The 15,299-nt window shown below is 71.1% G+C and carries 14 protein-coding genes; 8 read left to right on the plus strand and 6 right to left on the minus strand.

All coding sequences use genetic code 11. From position 1 onward, the window contains the following. Nucleotides 1-351: 351 nt before the first annotated feature. Together ACFWPQ_RS33195 and ACFWPQ_RS33200 are read right to left on the minus strand one after the other, a co-directional pair. Nucleotides 352-969 (minus strand): hypothetical protein, encoded by a 618-nt coding sequence (locus ACFWPQ_RS33195; RefSeq protein ID WP_384042930.1) that lies wholly within the window; start codon nucleotides 967-969, stop codon nucleotides 352-354. A 54-nt stretch (nucleotides 970-1,023) separates the two neighbouring features. Further along, nucleotides 1,024-1,698 carry a bifunctional DNA primase/polymerase gene (locus ACFWPQ_RS33200; RefSeq protein WP_384042932.1) on the minus strand — a complete coding sequence of 225 codons (675 nt, stop codon included), beginning with the start codon at nucleotides 1,696-1,698 and terminating at the stop codon, nucleotides 1,024-1,026. 646 nt (nucleotides 1,699-2,344) lie between these two features. Between ACFWPQ_RS33200 and ACFWPQ_RS33205 the strand changes: the two genes are divergently transcribed. Then, nucleotides 2,345-3,739, plus strand: a complete 1,395-nt coding sequence (locus tag ACFWPQ_RS33205) for a PP2C family protein-serine/threonine phosphatase (protein WP_384042935.1) — start codon at nucleotides 2,345-2,347, stop codon at nucleotides 3,737-3,739. 142 nt (nucleotides 3,740-3,881) lie between these two features. After that, complete coding sequence (locus ACFWPQ_RS33210; protein ID WP_384042937.1) at nucleotides 3,882-5,378, plus strand: aminopeptidase P family protein; 1,497 nt, start codon at nucleotides 3,882-3,884, stop codon at nucleotides 5,376-5,378. A gap of 117 nt (nucleotides 5,379-5,495) precedes the next feature. Here the strand turns inward: ACFWPQ_RS33210 and ACFWPQ_RS33215 are convergent, their stop codons facing one another. The 4 genes from ACFWPQ_RS33215 to ACFWPQ_RS33230 form a co-directional block, all read right to left on the minus strand. Then, nucleotides 5,496-6,317, minus strand: coding sequence for a triphosphoribosyl-dephospho-CoA synthase (locus ACFWPQ_RS33215; protein ID WP_384042939.1), 822 nt, complete (start codon nucleotides 6,315-6,317; stop codon nucleotides 5,496-5,498). A 10-nt stretch (nucleotides 6,318-6,327) separates the two neighbouring features. Next, nucleotides 6,328-7,272: an intradiol ring-cleavage dioxygenase gene (locus tag ACFWPQ_RS33220; RefSeq protein WP_384042941.1), complete on the minus strand. Its 945-nt coding sequence runs from the start codon at nucleotides 7,270-7,272 to the stop codon at nucleotides 6,328-6,330. 99 nt (nucleotides 7,273-7,371) lie between these two features. Continuing rightward, nucleotides 7,372-7,947, minus strand: a complete 576-nt coding sequence (locus ACFWPQ_RS33225) for a GNAT family N-acetyltransferase (RefSeq protein WP_384042944.1) — start codon at nucleotides 7,945-7,947, stop codon at nucleotides 7,372-7,374. Nucleotides 7,948-7,985: 38 nt separating this feature from the next. Continuing rightward, on the minus strand, nucleotides 7,986-8,435 hold the full coding sequence (locus tag ACFWPQ_RS33230; protein WP_361285069.1) for an ATP-binding protein: 450 nt from the start codon (nucleotides 8,433-8,435) through the stop codon (nucleotides 7,986-7,988). A gap of 248 nt (nucleotides 8,436-8,683) precedes the next feature. Between ACFWPQ_RS33230 and ACFWPQ_RS33235 the strand changes: the two genes are divergently transcribed. From ACFWPQ_RS33235 to efeB, 6 genes are all read left to right on the plus strand, one after another. Continuing rightward, nucleotides 8,684-9,580: a hypothetical protein gene (locus tag ACFWPQ_RS33235; protein ID WP_384042946.1), complete on the plus strand. Its 897-nt coding sequence runs from the start codon at nucleotides 8,684-8,686 to the stop codon at nucleotides 9,578-9,580. Between the two features lie 246 nt (nucleotides 9,581-9,826). Then, on the plus strand, nucleotides 9,827-10,594 hold the full coding sequence (locus ACFWPQ_RS33240) for a YcnI family protein (protein WP_384042949.1): 768 nt from the start codon (nucleotides 9,827-9,829) through the stop codon (nucleotides 10,592-10,594). 113 nt (nucleotides 10,595-10,707) lie between these two features. After that, nucleotides 10,708-11,364: an SCO family protein gene (locus ACFWPQ_RS33245; protein ID WP_361285078.1), complete on the plus strand. Its 657-nt coding sequence runs from the start codon at nucleotides 10,708-10,710 to the stop codon at nucleotides 11,362-11,364. Continuing rightward, nucleotides 11,361-11,852: a copper chaperone PCu(A)C gene (locus tag ACFWPQ_RS33250; protein ID WP_384042951.1), complete on the plus strand. Its 492-nt coding sequence runs from the start codon at nucleotides 11,361-11,363 to the stop codon at nucleotides 11,850-11,852. Before ACFWPQ_RS33245 ends, ACFWPQ_RS33250 begins: the two co-directional genes overlap by 4 nt. A 14-nt stretch (nucleotides 11,853-11,866) precedes the next feature. Continuing rightward, complete coding sequence (locus ACFWPQ_RS33255; RefSeq protein WP_384042953.1) at nucleotides 11,867-13,942, plus strand: copper resistance CopC/CopD family protein; 2,076 nt, start codon at nucleotides 11,867-11,869, stop codon at nucleotides 13,940-13,942. An 8-nt stretch (nucleotides 13,943-13,950) separates the two neighbouring features. Continuing rightward, nucleotides 13,951-15,231 carry an iron uptake transporter deferrochelatase/peroxidase subunit gene (efeB, locus tag ACFWPQ_RS33260; protein ID WP_384042956.1) on the plus strand — a complete coding sequence of 427 codons (1,281 nt, stop codon included), beginning with the start codon at nucleotides 13,951-13,953 and terminating at the stop codon, nucleotides 15,229-15,231. Nucleotides 15,232-15,299 lie beyond the last annotated feature (68 nt).

The raw sequence follows: 15,299 nt of genomic DNA on the forward strand, positions 1-15,299 counted from the left end.
CCGGGGCGCCCCCCCCCCCGGGGGGGGGGGGGGGCCCCGGGGGGGCACTCACCACCCCCCCGCCCCCCACCCGCTTCCTACCCGGGCGCCCAGGGGGGGGGGGCGCCCGGGCGGCCCCCCCCCACCGGGCCCGTCGAATCGGGTGACTCCTGTCACAACTTCCCTACACGGCAAGCAAATACGTGTCCGAATAGCCGAGATCGAATTTGCGAACCGCCGATCTCTTGTTACCGTCTCAGTAGCCCGGTTGCTGGTGCATCCCCCGTCGCCAGCAACCGGGCCTTTTCATGCCCGCATCCGGTGTACGGACCGTAGCGATTCGTCAACTCCCGTTTGACCGCCGGGAGTTGCCTACGGCCGAGCCCCGGAACCGTCGGCCGAGTCCCCCGAGTCCCCCGAGTCCCCCGAGCCGCCGGCCGGGCGCCCGGAGCCGTCCGCCGAGTTGCTCGCGGAACGCAGCAGCAGGGGACCGTCGCCGTCGCGTGCCGCGAACTCCGCGACCGCCGTGTAGGCGTCCAGCGTGCCCCGGGTGTGCTCCCGGGGCGTCTCACAGGTGGCGGGCTCGTCGTCGGCGTCCGCGGCGCAGTGCGTCTGCACGGTGCGGCCGTGCGGGCCCAGCAGGCTCAGCACGGCCTGCAGGGCCGCCCCGGTGGCGTTGCGGTAGTAGGTGCGTGCCCAGGTGTCCGCGCCCTGGGTCATCACACAGGTCTGCGCCTCGACGCCGTCGGGCGAGGTGAGTTCGGGACCGCAGCGGGCGGCCGTGGCCAGGCCCAGACCGAGCACCAGCGGGGACCGGACCGGCGCCGGCAGCTTCTCGTCGTCGTTCCGGGCGCGGTGTACGGCAGCGTCGCCCACCTGTCCCGCGGACGCCACGGTCAGCGGCAGCACGACCGCGCACACCATGACGCCCACGAGGGCGAGCAGACGTAGTCGGGGGTCTGAGGGACGGTCCCCAGAATTACGCAGCATGTGCGGAGAGTAACCAGGCGGACGCGGCAAGCCGGGTTCTCGCGCCCGACACCCTTACAACTCGGGTGCGCTCACACCCGTACGAGTGAGGGCGTCGACCACGGCGTCCACCACGGCCTCCACGTCGGGCACCCAGGGCTTGGCCGAGCCGGGCAGCGGGGCCCGCTCCCAGCGGATGGCGCCCTGTCCGGTCTCGGAGGGCGGCAGGGCGAGGTAGCCGCCCTCGCCGTGGAAGCGGAGCGAGCCGGGGACGAAGTCCTTGGCGTAGAGCAGCTCGCCCAGCTGCTCCATGGAGTACGGCTTGACGAGCAGCGCCCAGCGGGTGGGCGCGGCGACCACCGGACCGAGCCGCATGCCGCGGCGGTCGAGGAGCGCGAGGGCGCGGGAGGCGGCGAGGGCGGGCAGACTGACCGCGCAGGGCGCCGTTCCGCCGGCTGCGCCGGTGGCGAGGACGATCGGGGCCGTCGGCCGGTTGCCCCACCACCAGCGGACCATGCGCTCGTCGGTGGTGGCGGCGAGCAGGCCGGGATCGAAGGGGTGTGCACCGGGCACCGTGCACTCGGGGTCGGGACACGCGCACCGGGCCCGCCCCTGAGGGTCGGGAGCCACGCCCGGGAGTACGGGCCACTGCCATTCCGTCGCGAAGGTCAGGGCCGCGCCGAGAAGCTCAGGCCCCTTGTCGTTCCGCCTGGACAGGAGCCTGCGTCGCCTTCCGAGGATCTCGCGCATGAGCGCTCGTTCCTTTCCGTTGCACCGCTGGCAACACCGTGGACCACATCACATCATGTGTCGATCACTGCACTGTGCGTACCTGTTGGCGCATCACACCCCTGCCCTGGGCAAGGGGAACCCCTGGGGTTCGAGCGGGGACCGCGCCCGCGTTCACAAGAACTGCGTCGTACTGCTCGTACTGCGTCTATCAAAAGCACGGCCACGGCGCGGGGGTGGCGAAGTCTGGCGTTTTGCCGTTCCGAGTGTTTCTCTCCGCCTCCGCCACGGGAGGATGGGGCACGGTCGTCGGTGGTTAAGACGCCCGGGTCCGTCGCCAGGTTCCGGGTGGTTCCCAACCACCCCTGGCCTTCTCCGAGTACGTACCCATCACGACCGCTGTGACGCTCCGTGGAGCAAGGCCAGTCGACCGCAATGAACCGATACCCGAGTCAGTTTTAAGCCAACTTTGCTTTTGTGCAAGCCGTCCGCGAGAAGTCCTCGGCAAGACCCCAAGAGGCCCACGGACACCAGGAATCCCGGCAGGACAATGCTGGACATCTCCTCACGAGTGCGTGTACATGTGGAGACACTGCTAGCGGTGCAGAAGGACATGGGGGTTTGCGATGCTTTTGAGCAATACGCACAGGTCTGAAAGCCGGACGCGATGAACGCCCCGCACCCTCCGAAAGTGGCTGGAATCGATTCAACGGTTCCCACGCCCGCACACACTGTCGCGCCGGTCCCCCCCGTTCCGGCCGCCCCGGCCGCACCTCCCGTCCCGAAAACCCCCGCCGCTCCGGCGCCCGGCACCGTTCTCCAGGACCGGCTGGCCGGCTGGGTCTCGGACCTCACCACCCTCCATGAACTGACCGAACGGCTCGCCCGCACCGGCTCGCTCGAGTCGGCCCTCCAGGAACTGCTGCGCGCCGGTGCCGCCCTCGTGGGCGCCCGGCGCGGTCTCGTGGCGCTGGAGCCCGCCGACGGACTCGGCCCGCACACCACGCTCGGCCTCGGCCTCGGCCGCGCGGACCTCGGCCATCTGGAGACCGTCCCGCGCGGCGCGCTGCCGTACGACGGCGGTGGCACCGCCGAGGTCGTGCGCCCCGACCTCTTCGCCGAGGACGGCCTCGACCCGCGCCACCGCGAGGTCGCCGCCCGCCTCGGCTACGCCGCCAGCTACGCACTCCCCCTGGTCACCGAGGCGGCCGGCCGGCTCGGCGCGGTCGCCTGGCTGTACGCCGAACCGGCCGAGCCGCACGAGCGCCAGCGCCACCTCGTCGGCCTCTACGTCCGGTACGCGGCCGAGCACCTGGCCCGGCTGCTGGAGGTCGAGCGCACGCGCGCGTGCATGGCGACCATCGCCGAGGAGCTGCTCCCCTCCCGGCTGCCCCGGGTGGCCGGCGTCCAGCTCGCCGCCCGGCACCGCACCGGCCCGCGCGGCGGCGGCGACTGGTACGACGCGCTGCCGCTGCCTGACGCCGCCCTGGGCCTCGCCGTCGGCTCGGTCACCGGCTCCGGGCCGAGCGCGGTCGCCGCGATGGGCAGGCTGCGCGCCTCCCTGCGGGCGTACGCCGTGATGGAGGGCGAGGATCCGGTGGCGGTCCTCTCCGACCTGGAACTCCTGCTGCGGCTGACCGAACCGGCCCGCTCCGCCACCGCCCTGTTCGCCTACTGCGAGCCCGCGCTGCGCAAGGTCACCCTCGCCGGGGCCGGCCACAGCCCGCCGCTGCTGATCGGGGAGCACCGCACCGAGTTCGCGGAGACCTCCGTGTCCGCGCCGCTGGGCATGCTCGCCTGCTGGGAGGCGCCCAGCGTGGAGATCGAGGCGGAAGCCGGGGAAACCGTTCTCCTCTACACCGACGGGCTGCTGCACCGCACCGGCGACCCCATGGACCGCGCCTTCGCCCGGCTGCACACGGCCGCCGCGAGCATCCCGCGCGCGCTGCGTCACGACCCCGGGGCGATCGCCGACCACGTCCTGCGCACGGTGCTGCCGGACGGCCTGGCCGAGGCCGACAGCGAGGAGGACGTGGTCCTGCTGGCGGCCCGGTTCGACTGATCGGTCAGTCAACAAGGCGAACACGAGGGAACAAGACGGAAACGGACACACCTCACACCGCTGTGGGCCCGAACTCCCTGGGACGCCGTTCGGTACGACCGTACGATGGACGGGATTCAGTGCAGTGTCGAGGAGGATGACCGTGTCCGACGAGCTCACCCCGGCGGTATCAGATGATGCTGCTACCGCAGCGGGTCCGGAGACCCCGGAGACCGAGTCGGAAGAGCCGATCAAGCAGCGCAAGAACGGCCTGTACCCAGGCGTGTCCGACGAGCTCGCCGAGAGCATGAAGTCCGGCTGGGCCGACACCGAGCTGCGCGATCTCAAGCCCGTCGAGCAGGCCGGGCACACCGCCCGCCGCCGCGCCGAGCTGTCCGCCCGCTTCCCGGGCGAGCGCCTGGTGATCCCGGCCGGCAACCTGAAGACCCGCTCGAACGACACGGACTACCCGTTCCGGGCGTCGGTCGAGTACGTCTATCTCACCGGCAACCAGACCGAGGACGGCGTACTCGTCCTGGAGCCGAAGGACGACGGCCATGCCGCCACCGTCTACCTGCTGCCCCGCTCCGACCGCGAGAACGGCGAGTTCTGGCTCTCCGGACAGGGCGAGCTGTGGGTCGGCCGCAGGCACTCCCTCACCGAGTCCGAGGCGCTCTACGGCATCCCCGCCGCCGACGTGCGCGAGCTCGCCGGCAAACTGCGCGAGGCCACCGGCCCGGTGCGGGTCGTCCGCGGGTACGACGCCGGCATCCAGGAGGCGCTGACCGACAAGGTCACCGCCGAGCGCGACGAGGAGCTGCGGGTCTTCCTCTCCGAGGCGCGGCTGGTCAAGGACGAGTGGGAGGTCGGCGAGCTGCAGAAGGCCGTCGACTCCACGGTCCGCGGCTTCGAGGACGTCGTGAAGGTCCTCGACAAGGCCGAGGCCACCAGCGAGCGCTACATCGAGGGCACGTTCTTCCTCCGCGCGCGTGTGGAGGGCAACGACATCGGCTACGGCTCGATCTGCGCGGCCGGCCCGCACGCCTGCACCCTGCACTGGGTCCGCAACGACGGCCCGGTGCGCTCCGGCGACCTGCTCCTCCTGGACGCCGGCGTCGAGACGCACAGCCTGTACACCGCCGACGTCACGCGCACGCTGCCGATCAGCGGCACGTACAGCGAGATCCAGAAGAAGATCTACGACGCCGTGTACGACGCCCAGGAGGCCGGGATCGCGGCGGTGCAGCCGGGCGCCAAGTACCGCGACTTCCACGATGCCGCGCAGCGGGTGCTGGCCGAGCGGCTCGTCGAGTGGGGGCTCGTGGAGGGGCCGGTGGAGCGGGTGCTGGAGCTGGGTCTGCAGCGCCGGTGGACGCTGCACGGGACCGGGCACATGCTCGGGCTCGACGTCCACGACTGTGCCGCCGCGCGGACCGAGACGTATGTGGAGGGGGTCCTGGAGGCGGGGATGGTGCTGACCGTCGAGCCGGGGCTGTACTTCCAGGCCGACGACCTGACCGTGCCGGCGGAGTACCGGGGGATCGGGGTGCGGATCGAGGACGACATCCTGGTGACGGCCGACGGGAACCGGAATCTTTCGGCTGGGCTGCCTCGGCGGTCGGACGAGGTCGAGAGCTGGATGGCTTCTCTGAGGGGCTGACGGATGTGAAATGGCCGGGTACCAAGTGGGTGCCCGGCCATCGTTGCGTTCTGCGGGTAGTCGGTGGCTGGTCGCGCCCACGCGGCGGAGCCGCAAATCGAATACAGCCCCGCGCCCCTAAAGGGGCGCTCCAGCGAGCCCATCCAGAAAGAGCGCGCCGGCCAGCAGGCCCGCGCTGCCGCGCGGGCTCCAGCCCTTCTCGTGCAGGTCTGCGTCCAGGGTGCGGAGTGCCTCCGCGCCTGCCTCTGTCGCCGTGCCGCCGGCCTCCAGTACCGCCCGTGCTCCCGCCTGGACTTCGCGCAGGCCCAACGGGCCCGCCGTGTAGAGGAGTTCGGTGTCCTGGAGGGTGCACATCACCGTCATCAACGCATCCAGGCGGGCCTGGTTCTCGGTGGCGCCCGCCTTTCGGGCCGTCGCCAGGGCGTCCAACGCCCTGCGTACGTGCGGGAATCCGGCCCTGGCCTCGCCCCGGGCGCCGGCCGCGCCGTACTTGACGGAGATCGAGGAGCCCCGGGAGGGGCGCTTGGGGGCGCCCTTGTCGTTGAACGCGGCGATCTTCCGGGCGTTCGCGGCGATCTCACGGGCCTTGGCCCGGGGGTCCAGGGCGACCGCGGCGACCAGGAAGCCGAGGGCCCACAGGGCGCCCTTGTGGCCGCCGCCGGCCAGGCCCACCGAGTGCTCGGTGCACCGGCCGATCGCGCCCAGTTCCGCCCGCAGCACCGGCGTGGCCTCGCCGGTACGGCGGGCGGAGGCGGCCATCGCCGCGAGGCCGGGCGCCAGCGCCCTGGCCGACCAGCGCAGACTGTCGTGCTCCCGGCGCGTACTGCGGGCGTCCAGGTCACGGGGGTCGGGCAGGCCCGGCTTGGGGGCCAGGGCCAGCTGACCGGTGAGCGCGGCCACGGCGGCCTGCGCCAGCGCGTCGTCCTCGCGGCTTGTCATGTCCCTTACCTTATGAGGAGGCGGAGGCCGAAGGGGAGGCGCTGTCGCTGGGAGCGTCGCTCGGCGGAGTGCCCGTCGGGGCATCGCTCGGCGGAGTGCCTCCGCCGCCGCTGCCGGCGCCCGTGTTCTCGGCGTCCGGGTCGACGCCCAGGGTCAGGAAGCCCTTGTAGCCCTTCGAGGGGTCCTTCTTGTGCACGGCCTTCAGGGTCAGCAGACCGCTGGAGGCGCCACCGCCGTCGTACACCATGTCGTTGGCGAGCGTGGTGTAGCTGCCGGTGTGCTTGGAGTAGGGGTCGAGCGTGAAGATCTCCTCGGCGATGTCGTCGGCGAAGAACAGCTGGCCGGTGTAGTTGACCTTGCCGCCCTCGTAGGTGCCGTCCTCCTTCTCGCCGCCCGTGTGCACCTTCACGTGGATGTGGCAGGTGCGCGGGGTGTACCAGCCCGGGAAGATCGTCTCGAACTTGACGACCCCGTTGGCGTTGGCGATCTGGTAGCCGCGCAGGTAGGTGTTGTCGTCGGCGGAGTCGCCCTCCTCGCTCTCCGCGGGGGCGGAGCCGCCCGGGTTGGCGGTGGTGTAGCCGGAGTAGTAGCCCCAGGCGTCGCAGTGCCAGATCTCGACCGCGGCGCCCTTGACCGGGGTGCAGCCGTCGGTGGCGTCCACGACGGTCAGGCGAAGGGTCAGCGGAACGCCGGCCTTGCCCTCGGTGATGTCCTTGCGCACCAAGGCACCATCGAGGTAGTACGGCCCTTCCGTGACGCTGCTCATCAGCGTCATGCACTCACTGCTGGTGGAACTCGCGGAGGCCGTGGCGTCCGCGTCGGCGCTGGTGTCGGTCGTGTCGGCGAAGGCCGACTGGAAGCCGGCGACCGCGAGGCCGCCGGCCGCCACCGTGCCGCCGGAGACCGCGAGGGCACGGCGGCGGGTGATCGACGTGTTTTTGTGGTTTCCCGTCATGGCCGATGAAGCTAGGAACGCCGTTTGTCAGGGGCATGGGCGGGAGCTGGCAACGGCCTGTGAACGCCCAGGAAGCTGAACCCGTCGGGAAGCCGCTGGTCACAGAGCCGGGGCTCGGTCGTGCAGGACCCGCTGGAACAGTCGGCTGTCGCGCCATTCTCCATTGATGTGCAGATACTGCGGCGCGTCCCCGATCGTCTCGAACCCGCATTTCTTCAGCACGCGCTGGGACGTCGTGTTCTCGATCAGGGTGGACGCCTCGATCCGGTGAAGTCCCACGATGTCCCGGGCTATCTCGCAGACCTGCTCCAGGGCGGCGGTGGCCAGACCACGGCCCTGCTGATCACCGGCCACCCAATAGCCGACGTAGGAACTGCAGAAAGGACCCAGGGAAATTCCGGAAAGGGTGATCGCGCCGACGATCCGGCCGTCCTCCGCCGACTCCATGATCCAGGGGGCCAGGAGGCCGTCGGCGGCCTGTCCCAGCAGGCCATCGATGCGCTCGGTCTGCCCCTCGACGGTGAAGAAGGACTCGGGTCTGACCGGTTCCCAGGGTTCGAGATGCCTTCGGTTGCCGACGTATGCGGCGCACAGCGCTTTCGCGTCGCCGACGGCAATCGGACGCAATATCACCCCGGGCAGGAGCAGGCTTTCTTTAATGTTTCTGAGAATCATGCGCGCACCCTAGCGCGGGTGTTATGCGGGGGCGAGGGTCATGCCGAAAGCAGAGAAGGATCTTTCTTCCACTTGAGGATCTTGTCGAAGCTGACCACGGTGCCGCCGCGGCCCGGCTTGTTGCCGATGTGGACGTGATCCGCGAGTTCTCTGATGAGACAGAGGCCTCTCCCGCTCTCGGCGTCGGGACGGGCGGGTCTGAGGTCCTGGGTGCGGGCGAACCCCGGACCGAGCCCCGGCCCCGAATCCGCCACTTCGATACGGCACTTCTCGCCGTCCAGGTAGGCGGTGACCCGGTAGGCCTCCGAGGGACGGCCGGCCCCGCCGTGCTCGACGGCGTTCGCGCAGGCCTCGCTGAGGGCGACGGAGAGGTCGTAGGAGACGTCGGGGTCGACGCCCGCCGTCTCCATCGTGCCGATCAGCAGCCTGCGGGCGAGCGGCACGCTCGCGGCCTCACGCCGCAGATGGAGTGACCACCAGATGCTCATGCTCCAGCCTCCTGGCCGCGGCTCGACATACCGATACCTATTGCCACCCGTGCGCGGGTGTAAGCACTCCGTTCATGTGAGAACGCCCATCCGGGGGATGCGCAGGGGGAGGTTTCGGTGTATGAGCGGGTGGTTCGGCACAAGGATGATCTTTCGGTTCTTCCTCTCGATCACCGCTCTCGGGCATAACGGAATCTTCTGGACCTGGCGTCAAGCGGGCACGGGCCCGGTGCGATGATGAGCGCGCCATGACTGCCCCCCACCCGCGCGCGGCGCGCACCGGAAGCGGACTGCGGCTCCTGCGGGCCGCGGTGTTCGCCGCGCTCTGCGTCGTGCTGGCGGCGGCCGGGCACACCCTGGCCTCCTGCGCGACCGTTCCGCTGTGGACGCTCGGTGCGGGCTTCCTGGGCACCCTGGCGCTCGTCGCCCCGCTGACCGGCCGGGCCCGCTCGCTGCCGGGGATCGTGGCCCTGCTCGCCGTACTGCAGACCGTCCTGCACACGCTGTTCGGGCTCGGTCAGCACGGCGGCTCCGCGATGTCCGGCGGGTCGATGTCCGTGTCGTCCATGGCTTCCATGTCATCGATGACGTCCATGCCGTCGACGTCGTCGATGCCTTCGATGTCCCTGAGCGACGCCTCGCTGGTGGAGCGGGCCGCGCGGCTGGTGTGCGGGGCCGGGGCCGCTCAGATCAGCCCCGCCCACGCGTACAGGATCCTCGTGGACGCGCATCTCAGCACCGGCGTCCCGGCCACCGGCACGAGCGGGGCGGCCCACGCCGCGGACGCCACCGGGGCCTCCGGCTCGCTGCTGCCCTCCGTGCCCATGCTGCTCGGACATGTCCTCGCGGCCGTCGTGGCGGGGTGGCTGCTGCGCCGGGGCGACCTGGCGCTGCTGCGGCTGATCCAGCTGTCGGCCGATTCGGCGCACGGGGTCGCCGAGGGGGCGCTCGTCCGTTCCCTGCGCGGGGCGCTCGCGCTGGCGTGTGCGCTGTGCGCCGGGCTCGTGGCCGTACCCGAGGCGCCCGCGCGTGGCCGCCGTGGCGCCTGGGACGTGCCGACCGCTCCGCACACCGTCGCGCTCCAGCATTCCGTGATCCGGCGCGGGCCGCCGGTGGCCGCCGCCGTTCTCGTTCTCGCCGCCTGACACGACGCGACCAGAGCACTCCCCGGGGTCTGCCCGGATGCGGAGGGGCCTGCCGCCGTCGTGCGGCACGCGCGCGTGCGCTTTCCGACGGCCGCTTGCGGCTTACGGCCGCTTCCGGCTTACGGCCGCTTCCGGCTTACGGCCGCTTCCGGCTTACGGCCGCTTCCGGCTTTCGGCCTGCCACGCGCCCCCTCAACGACAGAACTCACTCGGAGTGGAGTGCTCCCTGCCATGAAGGCTTCCGCCATGAAGGCCTCTCGTATCGCCGCCGTCGCCGCCGTCACGGGTACCGCCGTACTGGCCGTCACCTCGCCCGCGTTCGCGCACGTCAGCGTCCAGCCCGAAGGCACCGCCGCCAAGGGCGGTTACGCGGTCATCGACTTCAAGGTCCCCAACGAGCGCGACGACGCCTCGACCACCAAGGTCGAGGTCAACTTCCCCGCCGACCACCCGGTGGCCTCCGTGATGCCGCAGCCGATGGCCGGCTGGAAGATCGAGGTCACCAAGTCCAAGCTGGCCAAGCCGCTGGAGATGCACGGCGAGAAGATCGACCAGGCGGTCACCAAGGTCACCTGGACCGCCTCCGACGGCAAGGGCATCGAGCCGGGCTACTTCCAGAAGTTCCCGCTCTCCGTCGGCGCGCTGCCCGAGGACACCGACGAGCTGGTCTTCAAGGCGGTCCAGACGTACTCGAACAAGGAGGTCGTCCGCTGGATCGAGGTCCAGCAGGAGGGCCAGGACGAGCCGGAGAACCCGGCCCCCGTCCTCGCGCTGTCCGCCGCCACCGGCGACCACCACGGGTCCGCCGCGGCCGGGGACACGGCCACGGACACAGCCGAGGAGACCTCGGCGAAGACCGAGACCACCGCGTCGTCCGACGACTCCGGCTCCGCCGGCGGCAGTGACACCACCGCCCGCGTCCTCGGCGTCGTGGGCATCGTCGTCGGCGCGGCCGGGGTCGCCTACGGCGTCCTCGCCGGCCGCCGCCGGTCCACCACCGGCACCGAGGCCTGAGCTCCGCGTCCGTGACGCGCACAGGGGGCCGTGCGACGCTGTCGCAGCTGTCGTACGGCTGTCGTCCGGCCCCCCGGTGCGCGCCGGATCTCTCACATCTGGGACATTTTCGTATGCGCAAGAAGACGTTCGCCGCGGCCGCGCTGCTCGCCGCCGCCACCCTGACCCTCTCCGCCTGCGGCAGCGGCGACGACGACGCGAAGTCACCCGTCACCGTGGTCTCCGGGGACACCTCGAACAAGGCCGCGACCATCCTGGACACGCCGTTCGAGAAGCCGGACCTGGTGCTCACCGACACCCACGGCAAGAAGTACGACCTGCGCGCCGAGACCAAGGGCGCTCCGACGCTGATCTACTTCGGCTACACGCACTGCCCCGACGTCTGCCCGCTGACCATGAACAACCTCGCGGTCGCCAAGAAGGCGCTGTCCAAGGCGGACCAGGCGAAGCTGCGGGTCGTGTTCGTCACCACCGACCCGGCCCGGGACACCCCGACCGAGCTCGGCAAGTGGCTCAAGGGCATCGACCCGAGCTTCGTCGGGCTGACCGGCGACTTCGCCACCATCCAGGCCGGCGCCCGCACCCTCGGCATCTCCATCGAGCCGACCCACAAGGACAAGAAGACCGGCAAGGTCGTCTCGGTGCACGGCACCCAGGTCATCGCGTTCTCGCCGAAGACCGACGGCGGATACGTCCTCTACGGCGAGGACGCCACCGTGGACGACTACACCAAGGACCTCCCCAAGCTGATCAAGGGAGAGAACCCGTGAAACGCCCGACTCCGACCGGCAGGCACCTCGCCCTGACCGGAATAGCGATCACGGGGGCGCTGGCCCTCGCGGGCTGCGGCGGCTCGGGTTCCTCCGGTTCCTCGGGCTCCTCGGGGGCCGAGCTGTCCGTCGGCGCCTCCTACATGCCCCAGCCGGTCTCCGCCGACATGGCCGCCGGATTCCTGACGATCACCAACAAGGGCGGCACGAAGGACGAGCTGACGTCCGTCACCAGCGACTCCGCCGGTGAGATCACCATGCACGAGACCAACGGCGGCGCGATGGAGGAGGTCACCTCCTTCGAGGTGCCCGCTCACGGTCAACTCGTGTTCAAAAGCGGTGGCAACCATCTGATGTTCGAGAAGCTGAGGCGCCGCCCGGAACAGGGCGACACGATCACCTTGAAACTCAAGTTCGCCGAATCCGGTCCACTCACCGTCGAGATGCCGGTGAAGTCCGCCACGTACAACCCGTCGACCGGACACTGAGGGAGGGACCGACCTTGACGCGGACCATCACGCCCCGCCTGCGCACCCTGGTGCTGCTGTTCCTCGCCGTCACCGGCGCGCTGCTGGCCGGCGCCGGGCCGGCCTCCGCGCACGCCGCGCTGACCGGCAGCGACCCCTCCCAGGGGGTGGTGGTCCCGAAGGCGCCCGACCAGGTCTCGCTCACGTTCTCCGAGAACGTGTCACTGAACGACAACTCGTTCCGGGTCCTCGACCCCAAGGGCAAGCGCGTCGACCTGGGCAAGCCGACGAACCTGAGCGGCACGACCTACGCCGTGCAGCTCAAGAGCGGGCTCGGCAAGGGCACGTACACCGTCGCCTACCAGGTCGTCTCGGCGGACAGCCATCCCGTCGGCGGCGCCTTCACCTTCTCCGTGGGCACACCCTCCAAGACCGTCGCCTCCGTCCCGGACCAGGACGTGGGCGGCGGGATCGTCGGCTGGCTCTACGGCTTCGGGCGGTACATGTCGTACGCCGGGTACATCGTGCTCGTCGGCGGTGCGGCCTTCGTCCTCGCCTGCTGGCAGCGCGGCTCCGGGGTGCGGGCCATGCAGCGCCTCGTCGTGGCCGGCTGGCTGACGCTCACCGCCGCCACCCTCTGGCTGCTGCTCCTGCGCGGCTCGTACACGACCTCCGGCAGCGTCGGCGACATCTTCGACCTGAACCTCCTCGGCCAGGTCCTGCAGACCAAGCCCGGCGCCGCCCTGGTCTCCCGGCTGCTGCTGCTCGCGGCGGCCGCACTGTTCATCGCCGTCCTCTTCGGCGCCTACGACAAGCGCGAGGAGGAGGACGAGAAGCGCGACCTGACCTTCGGGCTCGCGATCGGCGGGACCGTCGTGGCCGCCGGGCTCGCGGCGAGCTGGGCCATGGCCGAGCACGCCTCCACCGGACTCCAGCCGGGCATCGCGATGCCGGTCGACATCATCCATCTGCTCGCCGTGGCCACCTGGCTGGGCGGCCTCACCGCCCTGCTGGTCGCCCTCTACCGGGCGCCCGCCGACACCCCGGTCGATTCCACCGCCGTACGCCGCTTCTCCCGCGTCGCCTTCGGGTCGGTGCTCGCCCTGGTCGGCACCGGCATCTACCAGTCCTGGCGCCAGCTCGGCTCCTGGTCTGCGTTCACCGACACGACGTACGGCGAGCTGCTGCTGGTCAAGATCGGGCTCGTGGCGCTGCTCATCGGTATCGCGTCCATCTCGCGACGGTGGACGGGACGGCTCGCGGACGCGGCGGTGACACAGACGCACACGGACACGGACGCGGACACGGACACGGCGGAAGAGGCCGAGGCGGAGGAAGAGGCTGCGGAGGAGAAGGAGACGGTCAAGGCGTCCGCCGCCACGAAGGAGGCGTCCGTGAAGGCCGCCAAGGCCGGCACCAGCGCCTCCGCTGTTGCCGGTGCTTCAGCCGTTTCCGGTGCTTCCGGAGTTTCCGGTGCTTCCGCGGTCTCCGGCAAGGTCGCGTCCGCCGACGACGCCTCCGAGCGCGCCGCCCAGCTCGCCCGTCAGCAGTCCGCGATGGACACCGCCCGGCAGAAGCGCCTGCGCGACGCCGACCCGCACCGCTTCGGCCTGCGCCGCTCGGTGCTCGCCGAGGCCGGGGTCGCCGTCGTCCTGCTCGCCGTCACGACCGTGCTGACACAGACCGAGCCGAGCCGGACCGAGCAGGAGGCCAAGGCCGCCACCGCAGCGGCGTCCTCCTCCTCGTCCTCGTCGTCGAACTCGTCCTCCGGCGCACTGACCCTCGACATGTCCTTCGACACCGGCGGCAAGGACGGCAAGGGTGTCGTCCGCGTGGATCTCGACCCCGCGACCGTGGGCAGCAACGAGATGCACGTCTACGTCCAGCGCCCCAACGGCCGCGCCTTCGACATCCCCGAGGTGAAGGTCGCCTTCACCCTCGACGCCAAGAAGATCGGGCCGCTTCCCGTGGCGCCCGACCACGTCACCACCGGGCACTGGGCCGCGAACGGCGTGCAGATCCCCATGGCCGGCGACTGGAAGGTCTCCGTCACCGTGCGGACCTCCGACATCGACCAGGTGACCGTCTCCAAGAACGCGCAGATCGGCTGAACCGCACCATGCCCGAACAGTCCCAGTCCGTCCCCGAGGCCCGTACCGCAGCCGCCGAGGCTCCCCCGGCCGGGGGCGTCAGTAGGCGTGCGCTGCTCGGCAGCGCCGGGGCCACCGGTCTCGTGCTCGGCGCGGCGGGCGCGGGCGTCGGCTACACGGCCGCCCCCGCCCAGGCCACCCCGCTCAGCTCGGTGGGCTCCGACCGGGCGATGTTTCACGGGAAACATCAGCCCGGCATCACCGAGGGCCTCCAGGCGCGCGGCCATCTCGTCGCCTTCGACCTGGCGGCGGGCGCGGGCCGCACCGAGGCCGCCGCGCTGCTGCGCCGCTGGTCGACGACGGCCGAGCGGCTGATGGCGGGCGAGCCGATGACGCAGGACGACACGGACGTGGCCCGGGACGCGGGTCCCTCGGCGCTGACGATCACCTTCGGCTTCGGCAACAGCTTCTTCACCCGTACCGGCCTGCAGAAGCAGCGGCCGTCCGCCCTGGACCCGCTGCCCGACTTCTCCTCCGACCACCTCGACAAGGCCCGCAGCAACGGCGACCTGTGGGTGCAGATCGGCGCCGACGACGCCCTCGTCGCCTTCCACGCCCTGCGCGCGATCCAGAAGGACGCGGGCAGGGCGGCGAAGGTCCGCTGGCAGATGAACGGCTTCAACCGCACCCCGGGCGCCACCGCCCACCCCATGACGGCCCGCAACCTCATGGGCCAGCTGGACGGCACCCGCAACCCGAAGCCGACGGAGTCGGACTTCGACAAGCGGATCTTCGTGCCGGCGAGCGGTTCGAGCGGCCCGGCGTGGATGGCGAACGGCTCCTACGCCGTCGTTCGCCGGATCCGCATGCTGCTCGACGACTGGGAGAAGCTGTCGCTCACGACCCAGGAGAACGTGATCGGGCGGAAGAAGTCGAACGGGGCGCCGCTGTCCGGAGGCACCGAGACGACGGCGATGGACCTGGAGAAGGCCAAGGCGGACGGGGAGTACGTCGTCCCGATCAACGCCCATGCCCGGATCACCCGGCCCGACCAGAACGGGGGCGCGGCGATCCTGCGGCGCCCGTTCTCGTACCACGACGGCATCGACGCGGACGGGGCGCCGGACGCGGGGCTGCTCTTCGTCTGCTGGCAGGCCGATCCGCTGCGCGGGTTCGTGCCGCTGCAGCGGAAGCTGGACCGCGGGGACGCGCTGTCCCAGTACATCCGGCACGAGGCGAGCGGCCTGTTCGCGGTGCCGGGCGGTGCGGCCGCCGGGGAGTACGTGGGGCAGCGGCTGCTGGAGGGTTGACAGCCGGGGGATGGCAGCCGGGCGATGGCGGGTCACCTCAGTGGTTTCTGAGGTTTCTGATCACTATT

This window comes from Streptomyces sp. NPDC058464, assembly GCF_042721035.1.
Classification (GTDB): Bacteria; Actinomycetota; Actinomycetes; order Streptomycetales; family Streptomycetaceae; genus Streptomyces.

What these genes read in the sequence shown, in the direction of transcription:
- ACFWPQ_RS33220 (WP_384042941.1), bottom strand. Translation starts at nt 7,272, where the DNA reads ATGACGGGAAACCACAAAAACACGTCGATCACCCGCCGCCGTGCCCTC.
- ACFWPQ_RS33215 (WP_384042939.1), bottom strand. Translation starts at nt 6,317, where the DNA reads ATGACAAGCCGCGAGGACGACGCGCTGGCGCAGGCCGCCGTGGCCGCG.
- ACFWPQ_RS33235 (WP_384042946.1), top strand. Translation starts at nt 8,684, where the DNA reads ATGACTGCCCCCCACCCGCGCGCGGCGCGCACCGGAAGCGGACTGCGG.
- efeB (WP_384042956.1), top strand. Translation starts at nt 13,951, where the DNA reads ATGCCCGAACAGTCCCAGTCCGTCCCCGAGGCCCGTACCGCAGCCGCC.
- ACFWPQ_RS33240 (WP_384042949.1), top strand. Translation starts at nt 9,827, where the DNA reads ATGAAGGCCTCTCGTATCGCCGCCGTCGCCGCCGTCACGGGTACCGCC.
- ACFWPQ_RS33230 (WP_361285069.1), bottom strand. Translation starts at nt 8,435, where the DNA reads ATGAGCATCTGGTGGTCACTCCATCTGCGGCGTGAGGCCGCGAGCGTG.
- ACFWPQ_RS33245 (WP_361285078.1), top strand. Translation starts at nt 10,708, where the DNA reads ATGCGCAAGAAGACGTTCGCCGCGGCCGCGCTGCTCGCCGCCGCCACC.
- ACFWPQ_RS33195 (WP_384042930.1), bottom strand. Translation starts at nt 969, where the DNA reads ATGCTGCGTAATTCTGGGGACCGTCCCTCAGACCCCCGACTACGTCTG.
- ACFWPQ_RS33205 (WP_384042935.1), top strand. Translation starts at nt 2,345, where the DNA reads ATGAACGCCCCGCACCCTCCGAAAGTGGCTGGAATCGATTCAACGGTT.
- ACFWPQ_RS33200 (WP_384042932.1), bottom strand. Translation starts at nt 1,698, where the DNA reads ATGCGCGAGATCCTCGGAAGGCGACGCAGGCTCCTGTCCAGGCGGAAC.
- ACFWPQ_RS33225 (WP_384042944.1), bottom strand. Translation starts at nt 7,947, where the DNA reads ATGATTCTCAGAAACATTAAAGAAAGCCTGCTCCTGCCCGGGGTGATA.